The sequence below is a fragment of the Bacteroidia bacterium genome, assembly GCA_037045145.1.
Classification (GTDB): Bacteria; Bacteroidota; Bacteroidia; order AKYH767-A; family OLB10; genus OLB10.
On the sequence record JBAOIA010000011.1, the window covers coordinates 1,929,364 to 1,948,283 of the forward strand.

General features: G+C 32.4%; 16 protein-coding genes. All 16 read right to left on the minus strand.

Annotation, left to right across the window (positions count from 1 at the left end; genetic code table 11):
• Window positions 1–7: 7 nt before the first annotated feature.
• The 16 genes from V9G42_09065 to V9G42_09140 all read right to left on the minus strand — a co-directional run bounded on the left by V9G42_09065 (window position 8) and on the right by V9G42_09140 (window position 18,904).
• A complete protein-coding gene (locus V9G42_09065) occupies window positions 8–982 on the minus strand; it encodes an NAD-dependent 4,6-dehydratase LegB (protein MEI2759561.1) in 975 nt (324 codons plus the stop codon).
• The gene (locus V9G42_09070) at window positions 979–2,313 is read right to left on the minus strand and encodes a hypothetical protein (protein ID MEI2759562.1); all 1,335 of its coding nucleotides are present in this window, start codon (window positions 2,311–2,313) and stop codon (window positions 979–981) included. The genes V9G42_09065 and V9G42_09070 overlap by 4 nt, the downstream gene beginning before the upstream one ends.
• Window positions 2,306–3,451: a glycosyltransferase family 4 protein gene (locus V9G42_09075; protein MEI2759563.1), complete on the minus strand. Its 1,146-nt coding sequence runs from the start codon at window positions 3,449–3,451 to the stop codon at window positions 2,306–2,308. The genes V9G42_09070 and V9G42_09075 overlap by 8 nt, the downstream gene beginning before the upstream one ends.
• Complete coding sequence (gene asnB / locus V9G42_09080; protein ID MEI2759564.1) at window positions 3,444–5,339, minus strand: asparagine synthase (glutamine-hydrolyzing); 1,896 nt, start codon at window positions 5,337–5,339, stop codon at window positions 3,444–3,446. Before asnB ends, V9G42_09075 begins: the two co-directional genes overlap by 8 nt.
• The gene (locus V9G42_09085; GenBank protein MEI2759565.1) at window positions 5,340–6,350 is read right to left on the minus strand and encodes a glycosyltransferase family 4 protein; all 1,011 of its coding nucleotides are present in this window, start codon (window positions 6,348–6,350) and stop codon (window positions 5,340–5,342) included.
• 110 nt (window positions 6,351–6,460) lie between these two features.
• The gene (locus V9G42_09090) at window positions 6,461–7,432 is read right to left on the minus strand and encodes a hypothetical protein (GenBank protein MEI2759566.1); all 972 of its coding nucleotides are present in this window, start codon (window positions 7,430–7,432) and stop codon (window positions 6,461–6,463) included.
• Window positions 7,413–8,438 (minus strand): nucleotidyltransferase domain-containing protein, encoded by a 1,026-nt coding sequence (locus V9G42_09095; GenBank protein MEI2759567.1) that lies wholly within the window; start codon window positions 8,436–8,438, stop codon window positions 7,413–7,415. Before V9G42_09095 ends, V9G42_09090 begins: the two co-directional genes overlap by 20 nt.
• Window positions 8,439–8,446: 8 nt before the next feature.
• Window positions 8,447–9,595, minus strand: a complete 1,149-nt coding sequence (locus V9G42_09100) for a class I SAM-dependent methyltransferase (GenBank protein MEI2759568.1) — start codon at window positions 9,593–9,595, stop codon at window positions 8,447–8,449.
• 16 nt (window positions 9,596–9,611) lie between these two features.
• Window positions 9,612–10,586 (minus strand): glycosyltransferase, encoded by a 975-nt coding sequence (locus tag V9G42_09105; protein ID MEI2759569.1) that lies wholly within the window; start codon window positions 10,584–10,586, stop codon window positions 9,612–9,614.
• Window positions 10,567–10,959: a glycerol-3-phosphate cytidylyltransferase gene (gene tagD, locus V9G42_09110; GenBank protein MEI2759570.1), complete on the minus strand. Its 393-nt coding sequence runs from the start codon at window positions 10,957–10,959 to the stop codon at window positions 10,567–10,569. Before tagD ends, V9G42_09105 begins: the two co-directional genes overlap by 20 nt.
• Before the next feature lie 5 nt (window positions 10,960–10,964).
• Window positions 10,965–11,915: an NAD(P)H-dependent glycerol-3-phosphate dehydrogenase gene (locus V9G42_09115; protein MEI2759571.1), complete on the minus strand. Its 951-nt coding sequence runs from the start codon at window positions 11,913–11,915 to the stop codon at window positions 10,965–10,967.
• Between the two features lie 120 nt (window positions 11,916–12,035).
• Window positions 12,036–13,313: a CDP-glycerol glycerophosphotransferase family protein gene (locus V9G42_09120; GenBank protein MEI2759572.1), complete on the minus strand. Its 1,278-nt coding sequence runs from the start codon at window positions 13,311–13,313 to the stop codon at window positions 12,036–12,038.
• A 38-nt stretch (window positions 13,314–13,351) separates the two neighbouring features.
• Window positions 13,352–14,593: a CDP-glycerol glycerophosphotransferase family protein gene (locus V9G42_09125; GenBank protein MEI2759573.1), complete on the minus strand. Its 1,242-nt coding sequence runs from the start codon at window positions 14,591–14,593 to the stop codon at window positions 13,352–13,354.
• A gap of 89 nt (window positions 14,594–14,682) precedes the next feature.
• Window positions 14,683–15,981 (minus strand): ATP-grasp domain-containing protein, encoded by a 1,299-nt coding sequence (locus tag V9G42_09130; GenBank protein ID MEI2759574.1) that lies wholly within the window; start codon window positions 15,979–15,981, stop codon window positions 14,683–14,685.
• Window positions 15,982–15,983: 2 nt separating this feature from the next.
• Entirely contained in the window at window positions 15,984–17,093 is a 1,110-nt protein-coding gene (locus V9G42_09135) for a DegT/DnrJ/EryC1/StrS family aminotransferase (GenBank protein MEI2759575.1), read from the minus strand.
• A gap of 5 nt (window positions 17,094–17,098) precedes the next feature.
• Complete coding sequence (locus V9G42_09140) at window positions 17,099–18,904, minus strand: ABC transporter ATP-binding protein (protein ID MEI2759576.1); 1,806 nt, start codon at window positions 18,902–18,904, stop codon at window positions 17,099–17,101.
• Between the last annotated feature and the right edge of the window lie 16 nt (window positions 18,905–18,920).

The following is an 18,920-nucleotide window of genomic DNA, read 5'->3' on the forward strand; positions in this document are numbered from 1 at the left end:
CTTAAAATTAAACATTGTAAATATCAGGTTTGTAAAGATGCAAATGCTTTTCGAGAAAGTCAATAGTTTCTTTTAATCCTGATTGAATATTGTATGCTGGTTTCCAGTTACTGTTGGTAACAAGCTTGGTGTTGTCGCAGTAAAGACGCTCAACTTCACTGTTATCAGGACGAACACGTTGTGCATCTGTAATAATATTTATTTTTTTTCCCATCATGTCTGCAATTAGTTTTGCCAGATCTCCAACACTGATTTCATTGTTCATGCCAATGTTTGTAACAGATCCTGTAAATTTTGATGATTGTGCTATTGTGATAAATCCATTTGCAGTGTCTTTTACAAAAGTAAGATCTCTGGTCGGAGTGATATGCCCTAACTTAATATCACTTTTGCCACTGAGTAATTGAGTGATGATGGTTGGAATAACAGCACGTGCACTTTGACGTGGGCCATAAGTATTGAATGGCCTTACAATTTTTACAGGAGTGTTAAAAGAAAGGAAATAGCTTAAGGCAATTTGGTCAGCCCCAATTTTTGATGCAGAATATGGTGACTGGCCAACCAAAGGATGCTTTTCATCAATAGGAATATATTGAGCAGTGCCATACGTTTCACTTGTTGATGTTACCAGAACATTTTCTGTTGCATGTTCACGACATGATTGAACAATATTATAGGTTCCTTCAACATTCGTTTTAATATAAGCCATAGGAGAAACATAGCTATATGGAATACCAATTAATGCTGCTAAATGAAAGACCGTATCGCAACCTTTAACGGCATGATGTACACTATCATAATCTCTGATATCACCAGTTATAAATTCTATTTGATTGCTGTATTTAGAGCCTTCAAGCCAGCCATAATTTGATTTTGAATTATATCTGACAAATGCCTTGACATTATAGCCGGCTTCTACACATTGTTCGGTAAGATGTGAACCAATAAATCCAGCTGCTCCGGTAATAAGTACATTTTTCATCTATTTCTTTTTAAATATGTTGTTTTGTTTAATATGAGATTTCGTTCATTTAGCTCCTTAATCTTTTGATGCTTCAATCTAAGTTGATGTACGTCATAAACATTAATCATTGAAAGTAGAATCATTAAGTACCAAAGTAAAGTAGTGTAATCAAACGGGTGACCTGTAAATGCATAAAATACATACATGATTAATAGAGTGTATGCTGCAAAAACAGTAGGATTATGCGTTTTATGATAAATACTAAACAGTTTTACTATAAAGCGGATAAGGAATATCAAAAATATAGTCAGACCAACAATGCCGACCTGCATTAAATAAGCAATGTATTGATTATGGGCCATCCAATGTTTTGAAGTTCCAAAAAGCTGATTAATCGGACCTAGCTCATTAAAGTAAACATCAAATAAGGTCTCCCATCGGTTAACCCTACCAGTACCTACCGACTTAGCAGCATCTGCATCGCCACCTGAATCAACATAGTTAATTTCAGTTTCAAAACGTGTATTAAGGTCATCTGAAAGGTTGAAAGAAAAATAAATAGAAATGACTAATGCCGGGACTATAAGGAACATATGCTTTTCATAAATTCCATACCACATTATAACATAAATTAAAAACATGAGTAACGCACTTTTTGTCATGGTAATAACCAAGATGACTGCTGTTACTCCTAATGTAAGGATTTTCAGAAACCTGAAAAAGTGATTTAGCTTTTTTTGTTCAATTGAAAAATACAAATTGCAAAACAACAAGCAAATTACAGAAAGATAGGAAGGTGTACCCGGGTCATTATACAAGCCATTATATCTGACAACACCACGTGTTGTGTCAAAGTTTGATAACCCTAATGCAAATACAAGTATCGTTATAACACCTGCAAATAAAGTTGTTAGCCATATAATCTTTATTAAATTGACTCTTTTCTTAAAATTCTCAAATATCTCTATTGCTGCCATAAAGTAAATCAAATAAGAGTTCAGCATTTTCAGATAAACTTTTGTGCTTATAAAAATAGATCTGGTATCAACAGATACATTAATAAAAAAAGCGAATATCTGTAATCCGATAAATATCCAAATCCAAATCTCATTATAGGTAGGATAGGAAATTGGCTTGTTTAGATATTTGATTAATAGTATAAGCGCAGAGAAGACTCCTGAAATTTCAAGCGCATTAAATTCCCCGATAATATTGACATTTACAGTCATGTCAATAAATGGTTTTACTAAAAAGAGTGTTAAAAAGAAATGACGATTGAAGAAAAGCCCAACTATTACAAGTGTGGCTAATCCGAAATACGATGCAAGCGTCAAATAAAAATCAAGCATTTTGACAGTATTGTTTTATTGCGGACATAAATCCTTTGGCACTTCTTTCTGCAGTTACATTGGCTTCAATAAACTCATTGGCTTCAACTCCCATTTTTTGAAGTAAAGCTTCATCGTTTAATAGTTCGTTAATTCGAATGGCAGCATCATGATGAAATCCAAAATCCAAAATTACACCATTCTTAGTATCAAAAATTAAATCGCGTGCAGCACCTGCATTAGGTGAAACAATACAAGGAAGCCCCGAAGCCATTGCCTCATTCAATACCAATCCCCAAATATCGCATCCGGTTTGAAACAGAAAACAATCTGTCTGTTCCAGATAGGGTGGAAGGTCAGACTTTTGCTTAAAACCTTCAAATATGATAGTGTTCTCTAATTCCAATTCCTTAGTCAAGGTTTTTAAACTGTCAGCAGCAGGACCATCACCAATTATACGAAGAGAAAAGTCATTTCTGAGCTTCTGCAATTCATTGATGGTTTTTATTAGATCATCTATTTTTTTACCGGGAGTTAAATAACCCAGATAAAGTAATTGTTTGATTTGGTTAGTCTTTCTATTTATTCTTTTCTTAGCTATTTCATTAAAAAAATGAGTGTCAACAGTATTAATTGCTATATGTATTTTTTTCTCAGGTGCGCCAAGATAGCTAAGATATTCTTTAGCTTTTGTTCCATAAGCAATAAATCCTTTAGCTCTCCGAACTAAAATCATTCTTAATATTTTTCTTAATGTTGAGTCTTTCCGGCCTTTAAAGTTAACAGAACCTGACCAGATAAAATAATTTATATTCAGAAAGAAGGAATAGAACCAGAGTTTAATAGTTGCCGGGCTATAGCCAATCACAAAAGTAATGTCAGGCTTATATTCACGATGTAACTTTAATAATCCGGGATAGGTAAACATAGTGTTTTCAGTAGATCCAAATGTAAACTTAGTTGATTTCAGTATTGTATAATCGAATTTCATTTTGCTGAAATCAAGTTTCGATTTCCTGCGTTTATACCCATCTGCACCAAATGCAACTTTAAACTGAATATTTTCTTTTTGCAACAATAGATTCAATGCATTGAACATTGCAATCCTATAATCCTGTGGGACATTGGTAACTATAAGAACTTTTTTTACTTCACGCATGCATCCATTTTTTAAACCATGAAATTAAAAAGTATGCTGTCCATAAATCATTAACTGATTTTTCACTGCCACCTTTGACGTTATCTAATATTTGTTTTAAACCTTCCTGATTAAGTAACGGAAAATTTTTACAAAACTCCACATAGTTTGATTCTACATAATCAGTCATTATTTCACTTCCCCATTTTTTTAGTGGTAAACAGAAGCCCATTTTCTTTCTGTATAGTACATCTTTTGATAAAATAGACTCGAGTGATTTTTTCAGAATGTACTTCGGCTCATTGTTTTTAACTTTCATACTACCGGGAATTGATAGTGCGAAATTGACAAATTCGTAATCAAGAAATGGTGAACGAAGTTCAATAGAATGTGCCATACCTAGCTTATCACCACGATAGAGATACCAGTGTGGGTCAGTAAACTTAAAACCCATAAAGCACATCCAGTCAATATGATCGTGAAATGGTTTTTTAATAGCGTTATATTCTTTCTTAAATGCATCAATCACAGAATAGGAATTAAGATTTTGATGCCTATTACGAAATTCAGGATGTAGGTATTTGTTTTTAACGGATTCTTTAAAACTTCTTGCACTGCTCCAGTAAAATTCCTGATTCTGTGCTGCGCGACTTAACATTTCATTTAATGGAGAGTTGGAATTTATCAGCGAATAAGTTCCGGAAATAAATTTTTTCAGACCTGTTGGCAGCTTACTGAATTTGTCAAAAGTTTTGTAGTTGTGAATATATTTTAAATGATTACGATAGCCTGCAAAAATTTCATCGCTTCCATCACCTGTTAGTACAACAATAGTACCTTCCTGTCTTGCCTTTTGCGATATGAAATATATAGGAACACAAGTCGGATCTGCTAATGGCTCATCAAATATATCTACAATCTTTGGTAGAAAATTTTTAAATTCATCAGGGTTTACAGTCTTTTCAAAGTGTTGTGTTCCGAATTCCTGCGATACTTTTCTTGCATGTTCAAGTTCGTCAAAATCGGGCTGATCTTCAAATCCGATAGAGTAGGTTTTAATGGGCTGATTTGTCATTTTAGACATCATGGCTACTAATGCACTTGAGTCAACACCACCGCTTAAAAAGGCTCCAACATGAACATTGGCAACCATTCTATACTGAACCGATTTTCGCAAACGTTCAAGAGTTTGCTCTTTTAATTCTTCTTCCGAAAGGTTTCTATAATCACTATATTCAATATTCCAATATGATTGGTATTTGAAATGTCCTGTCCTTTCAATTATCATACTATGTGCAGGATGAAACTTTTTAATGTTTCTGAACATAGTCATTGGTGGAGCCAATACATTAAATGTTAAGAAGTGATAGAATGCTTCTTCATCTAATTCTGTTTTGATAAAGGGTAGTTTTAACAATGCTTTTACCTCTGAAGAAAAGGCAAATACACCATTTTGAAAAGAATAGTATAATGGTTTTTTTCCAGAACGGTCTCTTGCTAAAAATAGTTGTTCCTTCTTTGGGTCCCAAATAGCAAAGGCAAACATTCCATTCAGATATTGAAGGCAGTTTTCTCCAAAAGTTTCATAGAGCCCAAGTATTACTTCTGTATCGCTGTCCGATTTAAATTTATAATCAGGTAAATACTTTTTTAACTCCGCATAATTATAAATTTCACCATTGAAAACAATTTCATAGCCGGCATCATTTCGCATTGGCTGGTGACCTGCTTTTGAAAGATCAATAATGCTAAGTCGCCTGTGACCAAAAAATAATCGTTGATTGATTTCAGAAATTCCGCTATCATCTGGGCCACGATGACTGATAGTGTCATTCATCAAACTTATAAGTGCGTTCTCGTCACCGATATTGACTTTATTAAAATTGAAAATTCCGTTAATACCGCACATTTACTTTCCTATTAAACTTGCTACTGTTTGTTGCCATGTTGAATTGAAATAATTCATGTCAAACTGTTTTACATAGTCGTAACCAACATGAATATATTTATTTCTATTTTTTAAAACTGTCTCAACATTTTCTTTTATAGCTTCATTTGTTGTTATTATCTGTTTTGACTTTGTAAGAAGTTCGCCCATGCCACCTGTGCCTGAACCAACAACCGGAGTATTACATAATAGTGCTTCATGGGCAACTCTATTCCATCCTTCCATTAGCTTTGACATTAACACAACAACCTCTGATGCATGCAACAAGGTTATAAACTCTTTTCTGCTCAGAGAAAGAAAACGCACGGGGAGGTCTGAAGCCATATTTTGTGCCTCGGTCATTATTAATTCAACATCCAGGCCTTTCAGTGCATCATAAGCTTCATAAACTCCTTTTTGCTTATGCGCATTTCCTATATAAACTATTGGTCTATCAGGTATGGAATATTTTTTTCTGAATTCTACAACATCATTCTGCTCTATTTTATAGTCTTCAGGGACAAAGGAATTGTATATAACCTTCACATTCTTGCATCCGTGTTCTTCAAGAAAAATTTTCCAATATTCAGATACCGTTATGACTAAATCCATTTTACGAAGTTTTCTGAATAATTCAACAAAGAATACCTTATGCCCATAAGATTGTCCGCTGTTGATTTTATCAATGTGGTGAATCAATGCAATATTTTTTGAGTTTTTATTGATTGCACCAACAACAACAGGGTAATTCTCCTTTACAGTTACATCAGCTTGTGGAGTGTTTAAGCGATGTCGTAGATAATATTTTAATACATTATGATGGTCTTGTTTAATAGCACTTTCATCAATAGTAACATCAAATTTCATTGCTAAGGCAATGGCAGCCTGAAAATTATAAACATTACCACCTTTGATGATAGAAGTTATCTTCTTTTGTTTGAAAGATTCTAATACAATAGGCGATTTTGTTTGCCAAACAACTTTAGCGGACATTAAGAAAATTGAAAATTTTAAAGCGATTAATCAGAGTGCAAATTTACGCTTTTTATAGATTCAATTTGTTTACATAATGTATTGATAATAAGTATTGTATATTCTGTAGCTTAATTTAGATGCAGACTTGAAGTCATAGGTAAAAAATGGGGCAAAAATTGCCTTCCATAACTGCGCAACATTGCTTCCGATTCAAACCTTTCAGTTATTATTGACGGAGTTTGTATTATTGAAGAAGGAACTTCAAATTCGAATAAGTTTAATTTGTTTAAAATCTTAACTCCTCTTTTAGAAGAAATAGTACTTAAAAATGGAACAAGCAATCCAGAATGATTGACTTTAAAATTATTGCTTCTTGCTTTTAATCTAATATTTTTTGCAATTGAATAGGTTTTGGATTCCGGAAATGAAATCTCACCAAAAAGTTTATTCGTAGTAAACTGAAGGTGTAGTTCATGAAATAAACTATCAAACCATTCGATTAGTTCATTGTCCGTTGGAGTCTTATTGAACCAGTCTTTTCTCCATTCAATCACTTTTTGTACTAACAGAAATAAATTACCCGATGAAATATTTAGAAATTCAAGATCATAAATCAATGCCTTCCCATGCAGGAGCAAATCGCGTACTCTTAAAATTTTATATTTTTTTTGAATAAAGAGTTGCATATACATTTTAAGAAGAAACTCTAAGGCAGTTTGCTTTTTTAAAATTTCAATTTCTGTTGTATTTAAATTCGCAGCGGTTCTAATATCTTTTCCGTGAACCAGATTGTAATTGTGAAAGAATGAAAATTTTTCGGCTTTTTTAAAACCTGATTCAGAGCAGGCATAGGGTTGATGCAGGAATAAATATTTTTCTTGTCCGGACATATTAACTCTGAAATTATCAGCTAACATGCAATTATCTTTGACAATAATTAACATATCAATATCAGAGATTCCTGGATTTCCAACATGCCCTATTGTATAAATAGAAATCACATTGGTGTTGGAAGTTAGTTTAGAAATGAGTTTGTCGGTTACTTCGTTATAAATTTCACGCGATACAAATTGTGGTTTGTCAATCAGTTTGTACTTCATGATTTGCTTTAGTTAAAAGTGTTTGAATAAAGGTGGTCATTAACGGCCTCATATCAAGTAGCTTTTTCTTGAGAGGGGTCGGGATTTTACCTGAAGCTTTCTTTTTAAAAAAATGGTTTAATGCAAATGAATTCAGCGAAAGAATAATTTTATACAACATTGGTGGCTGATAAACCCAGTTTGCTCTGATTTCTGAAACCTGATTCATTATTTCATATTCCTCTTGACGTAAAGCACCCTTAAGCAAATTAAAACTATCTTTTTTGAATACTCCTTCCGGGCTTTTTAGCTGCATGTAAACAGATGGTAAAAGCATGAATCCGCTCAATAAACTTTTAACTTCGTAATAGTTTAAATTTTGCTCAATTCTATCTATATTACTTAACAAATGCTTGCAATAAGATTTAAATAATTGCAATTTGATAACATTTGTTTGATTCCGGAAATGAATTTGAAATCTATTATTACCCATTAAACATTTTGCATACTCAAACAACGAAGGTGGAAAATATCTGGTTGGAAAATCTTCAAGTTCTTTTTCAGTGAGAATAAACCATCCGTGATGCTGTAAGGGGTCCATTTTCTGCATTATTCTTTCAGACTTTTTTAATGTTGTAGCAACATTAATTAAAGATTGCTTTGAATTAAATGTAGAATGATTAAGTATGACTAATGCATCAAAGTCACTATATTGAACCAACTCATTTGTGCCTAAACTACCATGTAAAAATACGCCTGTAACATATTTGCTAATTTTTTTATCAAGATAATTCTTCATTGCAATAGCATGATTGTAATTTGCTTGATAACTGTTAATTTGAATATTTTTAGAATTGGTTGTCACAGCAATGGCACTTGACTGGTACAATTTTAATATTATACCGGCATTTTTTAAATAAGGTAATCGGTGGTGAAGCAAACTCAACAAGGTATCATATTGGTTGAGACAACCATTTTTAAAGTATTTTCTGATCACCTCAAAATTTTTACTATTACCGTTGGTCATTCTATTAACTAGAGTTTTTTGGATACAACAATAATAGCTTGCGGCCCAAGTTTGTTTGACAGTCGAACAATTGTTTTAAGTAAAATATTATCAATAATTAAAACCGATTTCATCACAAGCTTACTTTTTTGCCATGACTTATAGAAACGATTTATTATTGCTTCAAAAACAACTCTGAAAACGGAATTATAAGGTACAATTGAAATAATTTGATGATTTGCCTCCTTTAATGCTGCAAGTGATTCCTTCAGATTAATTTTGTTATCATGATCGCTATGGTCATAGGTTCTAAAAACTTTTCGAACGATTGCACTTTGTTTCTCTGAAAATTGCCTTGAAGTATAAACCGGTTCATGATAGGAAAAAATGGCACCTTGCAATAATTTTTTATTAACCTCCGTAACTGCCTCTGCCGGACGTGGCAAATGATGTAACATGCCAAAACTAATTGCCCCATTAAATGAATTATTCTTTATCGGAATATTTAATGCACTTGCCTGTATGAAATCAGACTCAGGGATTGCCATTTTAGCAACCATTAATCTTTTAAAAGAAATATCTGTACCAATGTAATTGTAGTTAAATTTTACGGGATTAAACATTCTTGCAACTGTTCTGGCATTTCCACATCCAATTTCAAATATCCATTGCCCTTTACAGTTTGTCTCAAAGTGATTTATCATTTCTTCCTTTCTGGGAATAAATATCCGCCACAAGTTTTCACGTTGGATAGAGTTTAACATTTTAGCTCTTAGTTCAGGAGTGTCAACAGCAGCATCATAATATTTCATTTCCTCACGATTCCAGTTTCCATCCGCTGAAAGGTTTTTACTTTCAATTTTTGAAAAAGTTTGTTCAATTGCTTGTTTGAACTCATCTGGCAAACGATTTCCAACTTCCTGGTAAATTGATTTTATATGATTCAAGTCCTGATCTGTGTCATTTAGCAGGATTGGAATAAATTCATGAATGAAGTAAATATTTTTTTTATCTGCTGTGTATAGTAATCCTGTTTTAACATCGTCAAGAGGTTGAAGTGATGTGTTATCAGGGTTTGATAAAATCTGTTGATTACGATTTATTTCAAGAGCAAATAACAGCAGTGGTTGCAAGTGAGTGTTTGGACAAATTAATTTATCGAGTATCCTAGTATGCATTTCAGAACTTTATTACTTAATTGTTTTTTGAAGTGTTATTAATAATTTCTCTTTTTTGTTGTTTTTCTTTAATAGTTTGTTTGATTGTTGAAAAAGGTAAACGACCGGTAGAAAAACTGTCTTTTATTATATGCGAGGAATATTTAAGGAATTTTATAGGTTCAAGCTTCTTGGCTGCAATAAGCAAGAGTTTAATATTTGTACTTGCTATCGCATCTAGTAAATTTTTTCTTACAGTATTATTCTTAAAATAGGAAAACATTAAGTTGTAAGCTTTAATTTTGTCTTCTAATTTTTTAAAACTATTTAACCCACTGTAAACACCAGCATTGTTAATTCTGTAGCTTGCTGTTACACTATTTTCAAAATGCACTTTACCTTTTTCGCTTAATAGGGCTTTTAAAAACATATCTGTATTTGGAAGTACTTTAAACTCGTCCGGAAAAACATTAGGCAGCATGTTTTTTCGGAATAGCGTTGTTACCGTTGGAGGTGTAATTTTGGCAACATATGATTCATGAGTAAATGTATCATTATAGTAAATTTGTGTAAATGGTTTAATTTGCTTTCCGTTAGCATCTACACTTCTGACGTTCGTAAAACAAAACGAATAGTCTTTATGACTGTCGAGAAATGAGACTTGTTTTTGCAATTTTGAATTATCTGTCCAAAAATCATCACCATCGCAAATTGCTATAAAATCGCCATCGCAGGAATAAATATTTTGGAGAAAATTATTTACACTGCCAATATTTTTATCATTAAATATCAGTCTGATTTTATTTCCAAATTGTTTTTGATATTGCTCACAGATGGCTCGTGTATTGTCTGTGCTTCCGTCATCTCCGATTACAAGTTCAAATTCAAATGAAGTTTGTTGACTCATGATACTTTCTATTGCTTGCGCAATAAACTTTTCATGATTGAAAGTGATCATTGAAACACTGGCTTTAAGGTTACCCATACACAAGTCAGCTTTTATTAGTTTCAATTCCTTTCAAAATGGTACTAGATATTCCGGGTGTTCTTGGCAAATAAATCACTTTACATAAAGGCATTAAGTAATCAAATTTACCATTCCAGTCGTCACCCATAACAAGTGTATTTACATGGTGTGTTTTAATGTCATTTTCTTTTTGCTCCCAATTATTTTCAGGAATTACAAGTGAAACAAACTTGATACATTCGAGATTTTGTTTTCGTAAATTATATGATTGACGACTGATTTTATTCTTCTGCAAATTAAATTCGTCTGTAGATAAAACAACAATTAACTTGTCGCCATATCCAGCGGCTCGTTTAAGAAGTTCAAGGTGACCGAAATGAAACAGGTCGAAAGTTCCGTATGTGATTACTGTGGTCATTGTATTTAGGTGTAAATTACGGTATTAACAAAATCTTTCACATTGATTTTGTTGTTAAACAAATCCTGAAGCAATATAATGTATTTTAATTCGCTTAGTTGTTGCTTATCGAACATTTTTATAAAATGATCAATCGCTTTTACGCCTTCTAAAACAACAGGATTTCCGGGATTTTTGCCAAAGAATCCTTTACCAATCAATAAGCCTAATGTTCTGTTTCGACTCAAGTCATTTAATGCAGTTAATCCAAAGTCGCCAATGCCTGCATAATTGAAAAGAGTATCAAAAGGAACAGCTAGTGATTCAATAATTTTTTTTATTTCATTTAACGATTTTGTAAAAACCAGGAATCGGACATTTGGTGAGTTGTAATAAGCATCAACTATTCCAATAATAATGGCATAAATATTTTTAAGAATACTTAGAAATTCTACACCCCTGATATTATTTGAATAATCAAAAACTGCAAGATCATCTCTAAAAAGACTTTTAATATTTTCATAGCTATCCTTGTCAGCAGTTGCAATAGTAAAAGCTGTGGGTATTTCAAAAATCAATTCATTTGCAAAAGAAGGTCCTTTTAAAGAGGCTATCTTGTTTGGAAGAATTTCATTTAAAAGATCGGGTATTAGCTTGTTGTTTGAGCCAAATCCTTTAGCTCCGTTAATAACAGTGCAATTTTTGTTTAGATTTAAAGTGTTTATAAAATCAGAAATGGTATGTGAGGGTATGCATAGAAAAAGAAAATCCGCATCATTAACTGCCTCAATATCATCTGTAGCTTTTATTTTCTTACTTAAAACTTTATTAGGGAAGTAAGTTTTGTTCTTACGAAAAGTGTTTATCTCATAAATTACCTGCTTATTTCTGGTGTGAATAGTTATTTGATTATCCTTTTTCAAGGCATTGGCTAAAGAAGTTCCAAATGCTCCTCCACCAGCTATGGTAATGTTCATTGAGAATAAAGAGTATTTATATTTTATTGGCCAAAGATAGTAAAAAGCCTCTTGAAAAATGTTGCTTTGGTATTGAAAATGATGAAAAGAAAGTACTATTGATTTCCTGCTTTTGGCGGATTAAAGGCAAAGAGATTTTTTTAGAAAATCTACCAAACGTTTACTGTTAGAAGCATCATGGTTTTCAAAAAAAAGTTTTTGTGAGGTCTTGTATTTTTCTTGATATTCTAATAAATCGTTCGAAAGGGCTTTGTCTAAATAATGTGTTAATTGTTGAAAGTTATAACAAAGTGGTAATGGAGCAATGAGATCAAGAGGGTATGAAAAACCTCTTTCTTTTAATCCGTAATGTGCATAATCGTATGTAAAGTTGATTATTGTTTTATTTGCATATAATGTATCTATCATAAGACCTGAATAATCACTGATAACAACTTCAGCTGCTCTGATGATAACTGACATATCAGGAAAAAAGGTTTGATCTAGGTCAATGAAATATTCATTGTCAATAATCTGATTATAGTTAATGTTTCTGTTATGATAATGCAGGCGAAATCCTAAGACAGCATTATGTTTGTCTAAGAGTTGCTTTAACTCCTTCAATTCATCTTCTGAAAAATTGTAGCTCTTACCTCCTAAATTTATTTCACGATAGGTAGGTGCATAAACAACCAATTTCTTGCTACCCAACTTGTCTTTTAAACCATTTAGTTGTTTCACTTGCAATTCAGGCAGTTTGTTTTCATCACATTTTACAAAATCATTCCTTGGTGAACCGGTGATTATAACATTTGAAGGTTTAACGGGATAAAAGGCAGATACCATAACCATCCAATCGTTTAGTGAAGATGCTGTAATCAGGTAATATTTTTTTTCTTTATTAATGGCTTTGTGTTGTATGCCGGTTGATACTGCAACAATTGATTTTACGGCAATACCATGCCATAGGTTGACTAGCTTTCTTTTCTTAATTGAGAGTGTCAGGTTGTCTTTGTACTGTAATGGATAAAAATCATGCCTTAAAGAATGTTGAATAAATATTACTTTACATTTGAGCAAATACCAACAGGCTTTCCACGATTTCATTGGTAATATCACAGTATTCTTACCTGGATTGAAAAATTCAATTGGCTTATCCCGAGTTAATATTACTTTGATTATATCATTATCATCTTTGACCTCTTCATATACAGCACGAATATTGTCGGAAAAAGTTTTTAAATAGAAGTGAACAGGAAAAACCCAGATATTCTTGCTTTTGGGAACAAAAATATCAGCAACTCTTAGTAAATAGAATCTAAAAATTCCTCTTTCAGGTTTTAGAAACCTATAGCATGGTTTTAAAATACGCTTCAGAAAAGGGTTTTTGCTAAAGAATGATTTAAAGATATGTTTCATCGTTACATGCAAAAATACAATTATTGACTATCATCTCTTTAATCATATTTTTGAATTAATCTGTTAACTTCTGCTACCACTCTTTCAGAATTCCTGTTATCAGTAAAATCAAAAAAAAGTTGTTTGATTGAATTATATTTATCTGAATTAAATAGATATTTATTTTGTAAAAATAACTCAAGCGTATCTAGGGTACTGTTAAAGTTTGAGTGGATATTACCCGGGAACACATTTTCAAATTTATAATAAAATCCTCTTTCCACATCACGATAATTTTCAAGATCATAGGCAAAACTTATCATGGGTTTGTTTAAAAGCATGGCATCTACATATAAACTGGAATAGTCGGTGATTATTAAATCAGACTTTCTAATAAGTAGGTTCATATCATTAATCACTTTCTGACCAAAATCAAAGAATAACTCATTGTCAACAAGTGCCAAAAACTGATTCCGTGTCGAAAAATCAAAGTAATGAACTCTGAATCCTAATACAGCATTGTGTTCTTTTAATAAGTTTTTTAATCTGTATATTTCATTATTAGAGAATGGGTAATATGTTTTTGAATCTCTGAAAGTAGGTGCGTAAATTATTAACCTTTTATTGCCTATATTCTTTTCAATAACTTTTAGCTGTGAGAGGTATTCGGTTGGTAATTCATTTTCATTCATAAGAAGAAAATCATTTCGGGGTAAACCGGTAATAGAAACACGATGTGGGTTAATTGGATTAAATGCAGCGATCATAACCAATTTATCTATTTTGGAAGAAGATATAACCATTTTAAAATGCTCATGTTCCTCTATATCTTTTGGATTTGGGTGTGATGCTCTGATTTGTTTAATTGCAATACCATGCCAAAGATTTACTCCAATTGATCTTTTAAGCAGTGCAACTGCAAAAAAAGGCCAGCGGAGTGCATAATCTAATAGTAAGGTATGCTGAATGAATATTACTCCGCATTGGCTGAGACGGAGGAGCCCTTTTAAAGAAAACACATTTGCAAATTCAACATTTACCGAACCTGTAAGTTCAATATTTTTCTTTTTGGTAAAAATTATTTTTTTTATTTCAGGATTACTTTTTACTTTTTCAAAAACAGCGAAAACATTATCAGAGAAAGTGCCTTGTACATAATGCACAGGAAACGCCCATAGTTTTTTATTTGGTTTTTTTATAAAGCTAATGAGACATATAAAGCCATAAAATTTTCTCACAGAACTTCGGTAAAGTTCAGCACATGCATTGAGAAATGAATTAGAAAATTTTATTTTGGCCATTGAGCATTAAAATAAATTTCACAAATATTATCATGTGAACCAATTAAGATCGATAACATAAATTTGTACTTCACTAAATTCGTTATTAACTAGTAAAATTTTAAAAGACCTTCAACCATATCAGGGCTAAAAACAGGAATATTGCAATTAGCAGAGATTTTTTTTCTTTCTACATGGCTATCATCAATAAAAATTGCATCTTTTGTTTTAATATAGTTTGATTTTTCGTCAGTTTTTTTAATATGAATTATTTGGTCAAATAGTTGGCTGATACGATGTTTGTTTAATGTTTGGTTTAAGTCAGCTTCATGCTTGGTTAAAAGTATAATTTTTATTTTATTATTAATGCACTGATGAAGAAATGAAACAAGTAGATTGTTGATATGATTGCCTAATATGAGGCAGTCGTCTAAGTCAACATAAACTTCATTATAGAATATAGGAATATGATATGAGTTCGATAGAGCACGGTCAAGTTCAACGGTATAATTATTTTCAAGTATATCTACCGGTATTTGCATATGGGTAAATACACTCAACAAGGCAAAGTTTATTCCTTTGATTCTATATGCAGCAGATGAGCCGCCCATTCTGGATGCAACTTCTAGTAATGTAAGTTTGCCTTTTGTATTTTCTTTTAATTGAAAAAACCATGCACCTGTAAATTTGAGTTTATCATTTATGGCATTCGCAATTGACATGACATCATTTTGATATTCATTTGTAGTGATAGTGTTTACACTAATACCATTCATTATTCGTCTTCTGGGACGCATGCCTGCATACAATAAATTCCCATGCACATCAGAAAAACAATCTACAGTATATTCTTTACCGGGAAGCCATTCTAATATTAAGTTATCAGCATTGGTAGATAAATGGTTTAAGACATCCACTCTTGTATTACATTTTTTTACTCCTCTGGAACCATATCCAACATCGGGCTTTAAAAAAACAGGGTATGTGTCAATCTCATCAACAGAATTGTAAAGTCGTGGAACTGCAACATTTTCTTTTAGTACTTCATAGGTTTTCTTTTTAGACAGGCAAACTCTTGTAGTTTCAGGTGATGAAGCAATGACTTTACAGTTTAATCTATGTTCATTTTTTTTAAGGAGATCAAGCACGCTATCCATAGCAGGAAAAATGGCGTCAATTTTATTGTCTTTACATACAGAAGCCAGTTTATTAATAAACTTTTGATCAGTTATGAAAGGTAGGTCGCCAATATAATTTTGAAACACAAATCGCCCATGATCATTTGTACTTGAAGCACCTATGAGATTAATATGTCTTGAATAGCATAACGAACGATGTATTTCAAGAGCTACTTCAGAGCCACATGGAAATACAAGAATATTAAATGGAAACTGTTTTTCACCAGTCATTATTATTTACAATGATTACGTAAGTGATTTGCAATTGTTAGAACGTCTTCTTTCTTCAGATCGGGATAAATTGGTAAACAAAGCACTTGAGATGCAACATGGCTGGCAACAGGCAAGTTGGCTTTATTGGCAGAGGGCAATTCACTATAAGTTGGAAAATCACTAATTAATGGGTAAAAGTAGCGTCTGGTGAATATATCTTTTGTATGAAAAAATTCATATACGGAATCTCGTGTTCGTCCATAAATATTTTCATCAATAAGAATAGGAAAGTAGGAGTAAGGTACAGTTGTATTTTCAGGAATTTCTATTAAATGAATACCTTGAATTCCTGAAAGGTGCTCTCTATACCAAGTGTCCACATTTTGTCTTGCTGCAATTGCAGCATCCACATATTTAAGTTGAAGAAGCCCAAATGCAGCTTGAACTTCATTCATTTTAGCATTTATTCCCGGAGCAACAACGGTAGTTTCATTTGCAAAACCAAAGTTTTTTAACCTGTCAATTCGGAGTTTCATTTTATCGTCATGGCAAACAATTGCACCACCTTCAAACGTATTATAAACTTTGGTAGCATGGAAACTTATTACAGACAAGTCACCGAAATTAAGTACTGTTTTTGAATTTATTTTTGTACCAAAAGCATGAGCAGCATCGTAGATAACTTTTAAACCGTAATTATCGGCAATTTTAGATATCTCATCAACATAACATGGATTACCATAAACATGCACCGGCATTATTGCAGTTGTTTTTGAGGTTATGGCGCTTTCAATTTTCTTTGGATTTATATTGAGAAATCGCGGTTCAATATCTACAAAAACCGGTTTAATTCCATTCCACCATAATGCATGAGTTGTTGCCACAAAACTGAATGGGGTGGTAATTACTTCACCGGATATTTTTAATGCTTGTAAAGCTGTTATAAGGGCTAATGTTGCATTAGAAAACAAACAAATGTTTCTGACACCAAGATAACGACATAATTCTTCTTCAAGCTGAAGGTGAAATTTGCCATTATTTGTTAGCCATTTACTTTTCCATATTTCTTCTAAGTATGGCTGAAATTCCTCCAAAGGAGGCATGAAAGGGCTGGTGACATTTATGCTCATAAATTTTAAAACTCTTGTAGTTCAACCATTCTTTTAAATCGTTCTGATCGTCCGATCAGCACATCAAAAGTACCGGAATCTTTTAATTTACCGTTTTCAATCAGATAAATTATGTCTGCATTCTTAATGGTAGATAGCCTATGTGCTATAATTATGATTGTAAAATTACCATGTAGAGAATCAATATTTTTCTGAATGATGGACTCTGTTTCTGAATCTAATGATGAGGTAGCTTCGTCAAGTATCAGCAATTCCACATTTTTATAAAGCTCACGAGCAATGGAAATACGTTGTTTTTGACCACCGGAAATTAATATACCATGGTCGCCAAGTTTAGTATTTTCTTTATCTTTAAGACTTTTAATAAAATTGGAGAGGTGTGTGAGTTCTGCAATCATCCAAAAGCGTTCTAGCACTTGTGGAGTGGGCTCCTGCCAAAAGGTGATATTATTAAATATAGTATCGTTAAAGATTACAGGTTCCTGAGCAATATATCCTATTTTATTTCTGAATGAATTCAGATCGAATTGTGTTGAAATTTTGTCATCAAAATAAATCTCACCTTTGGTTGGTTTTAAGATTGATGTTGTTAAATTTGCTAATGTTGTTTTGCCCGACCCACTTTCCCCAACCAAAGCAATTGTTTTGTTTTTGGGTATTTCAATCGAAATATCATTAATGATTATTTTCGGACCGTATTGAAGACTTACGTTTTTTAACAGTATCCTTTCTTTAAAGTTAAACGGTAACTGACCGGAGTTAACCTCTTCCAGTGATTTCATTTTCGATAATGTAGCATTAATAGATTCAAATGCTCCGAGATTCTGAATAAAACTTTGCCATGAAGCTTGTAAGGACAACAAGTATATCAATGCACGGTAAAACAAAAGCAAACTCAGCATGATTGTACTTAAGCCACTCCCAAACATTTTAACTTGCATTAAAATAACCAATGATACAACAATGATTAACACCGGCTCTCGCACACTGGAAGTTATACTTTGATAAAAACCTATTTTTTTATTCAGTTGTTCTGTTTCTTCGATCGTACCCTTTATTTTTTTAGAGTAGAAAGAAAAATAATTTGTTGACTTCAGATACTTAAAATAATGTACAGCCTGTAGAATGTAAGCATTAAACTGATTTCCCTTTTTAGAAAGTGATGTAGATGCCTTTTTTGTGAGGCTGAATATTCGTTTAAAAACTACGTTAGAAATTATAGCTCCAAAGGATACCAGTAATGCAAATCGCCAGTTTGCAGAAAAAGCCAATAACATATAACAAAGAAGCATAATTACCGATTGGAAAGAAATGAGGTATTGCATAATTCCATTGCGCATTCGGTTTACCTCAGTGGTCAAGCTGTTTTGTATTTTTCCTGCATCGAATGTTAAAAAGCCTTCATAACTCAGACTCTGAATATGTTGCGTTAAATCAATCTGAATGGTTTTCATATAATGCTGACGCATTTTTACCTGGTAATACTGCTGAAAAAACTTGAGAATGCCTTTAATTGTAAATAGAACAATCAATACACCAAGGATAGAATAAAGGTCTAAATCTAAACCAATACTTTTGAGTGCATCTGTAAAAACATGTAATTTGCCAAGCGAGTGAGATGAAAATGCCACATTGCTACCATCGTCACTAACAGACTGCAACAACGGCATAAACATGGCCAAACCTATACCATCTAAGAAACTTACTCCAACACTTAAAAGAATACTTATAATAAACTTGTTTTTCAGAATACCAAGAAAGTATTTGAAATATGTCCAGAACTCACTCCTTATGTTTAATCCGGATTTCACTTTTTTTGCTTAAAAA

Coding starts and splice junctions, on each gene's coding strand:
- V9G42_09065 (MEI2759561.1), bottom strand. CDS start 982: ATGAAAAATGTACTTATTACCGGAGCAGCTGGATTTATTGGTTCACAT.
- V9G42_09070 (MEI2759562.1), bottom strand. CDS start 2,313: ATGCTTGATTTTTATTTGACGCTTGCATCGTATTTCGGATTAGCCACA.
- V9G42_09075 (MEI2759563.1), bottom strand. CDS start 3,451: ATGCGTGAAGTAAAAAAAGTTCTTATAGTTACCAATGTCCCACAGGAT.
- asnB (MEI2759564.1), bottom strand. CDS start 5,339: ATGTGCGGTATTAACGGAATTTTCAATTTTAATAAAGTCAATATCGGT.
- V9G42_09085 (MEI2759565.1), bottom strand. CDS start 6,350: ATGTCCGCTAAAGTTGTTTGGCAAACAAAATCGCCTATTGTATTAGAA.
- V9G42_09090 (MEI2759566.1), bottom strand. CDS start 7,432: ATGAAGTACAAACTGATTGACAAACCACAATTTGTATCGCGTGAAATT.
- V9G42_09095 (MEI2759567.1), bottom strand. CDS start 8,438: ATGACCAACGGTAATAGTAAAAATTTTGAGGTGATCAGAAAATACTTT.
- V9G42_09100 (MEI2759568.1), bottom strand. CDS start 9,595: ATGCATACTAGGATACTCGATAAATTAATTTGTCCAAACACTCACTTG.
- tagD (MEI2759570.1), bottom strand. CDS start 10,959: ATGACCACAGTAATCACATACGGAACTTTCGACCTGTTTCATTTCGGT.
- V9G42_09115 (MEI2759571.1), bottom strand. CDS start 11,915: ATGAACATTACCATAGCTGGTGGAGGAGCATTTGGAACTTCTTTAGCC.
- V9G42_09120 (MEI2759572.1), bottom strand. CDS start 13,313: ATGAAACATATCTTTAAATCATTCTTTAGCAAAAACCCTTTTCTGAAG.
- V9G42_09125 (MEI2759573.1), bottom strand. CDS start 14,593: ATGGCCAAAATAAAATTTTCTAATTCATTTCTCAATGCATGTGCTGAA.
- V9G42_09130 (MEI2759574.1), bottom strand. CDS start 15,981: ATGACTGGTGAAAAACAGTTTCCATTTAATATTCTTGTATTTCCATGT.
- V9G42_09135 (MEI2759575.1), bottom strand. CDS start 17,093: ATGAGCATAAATGTCACCAGCCCTTTCATGCCTCCTTTGGAGGAATTT.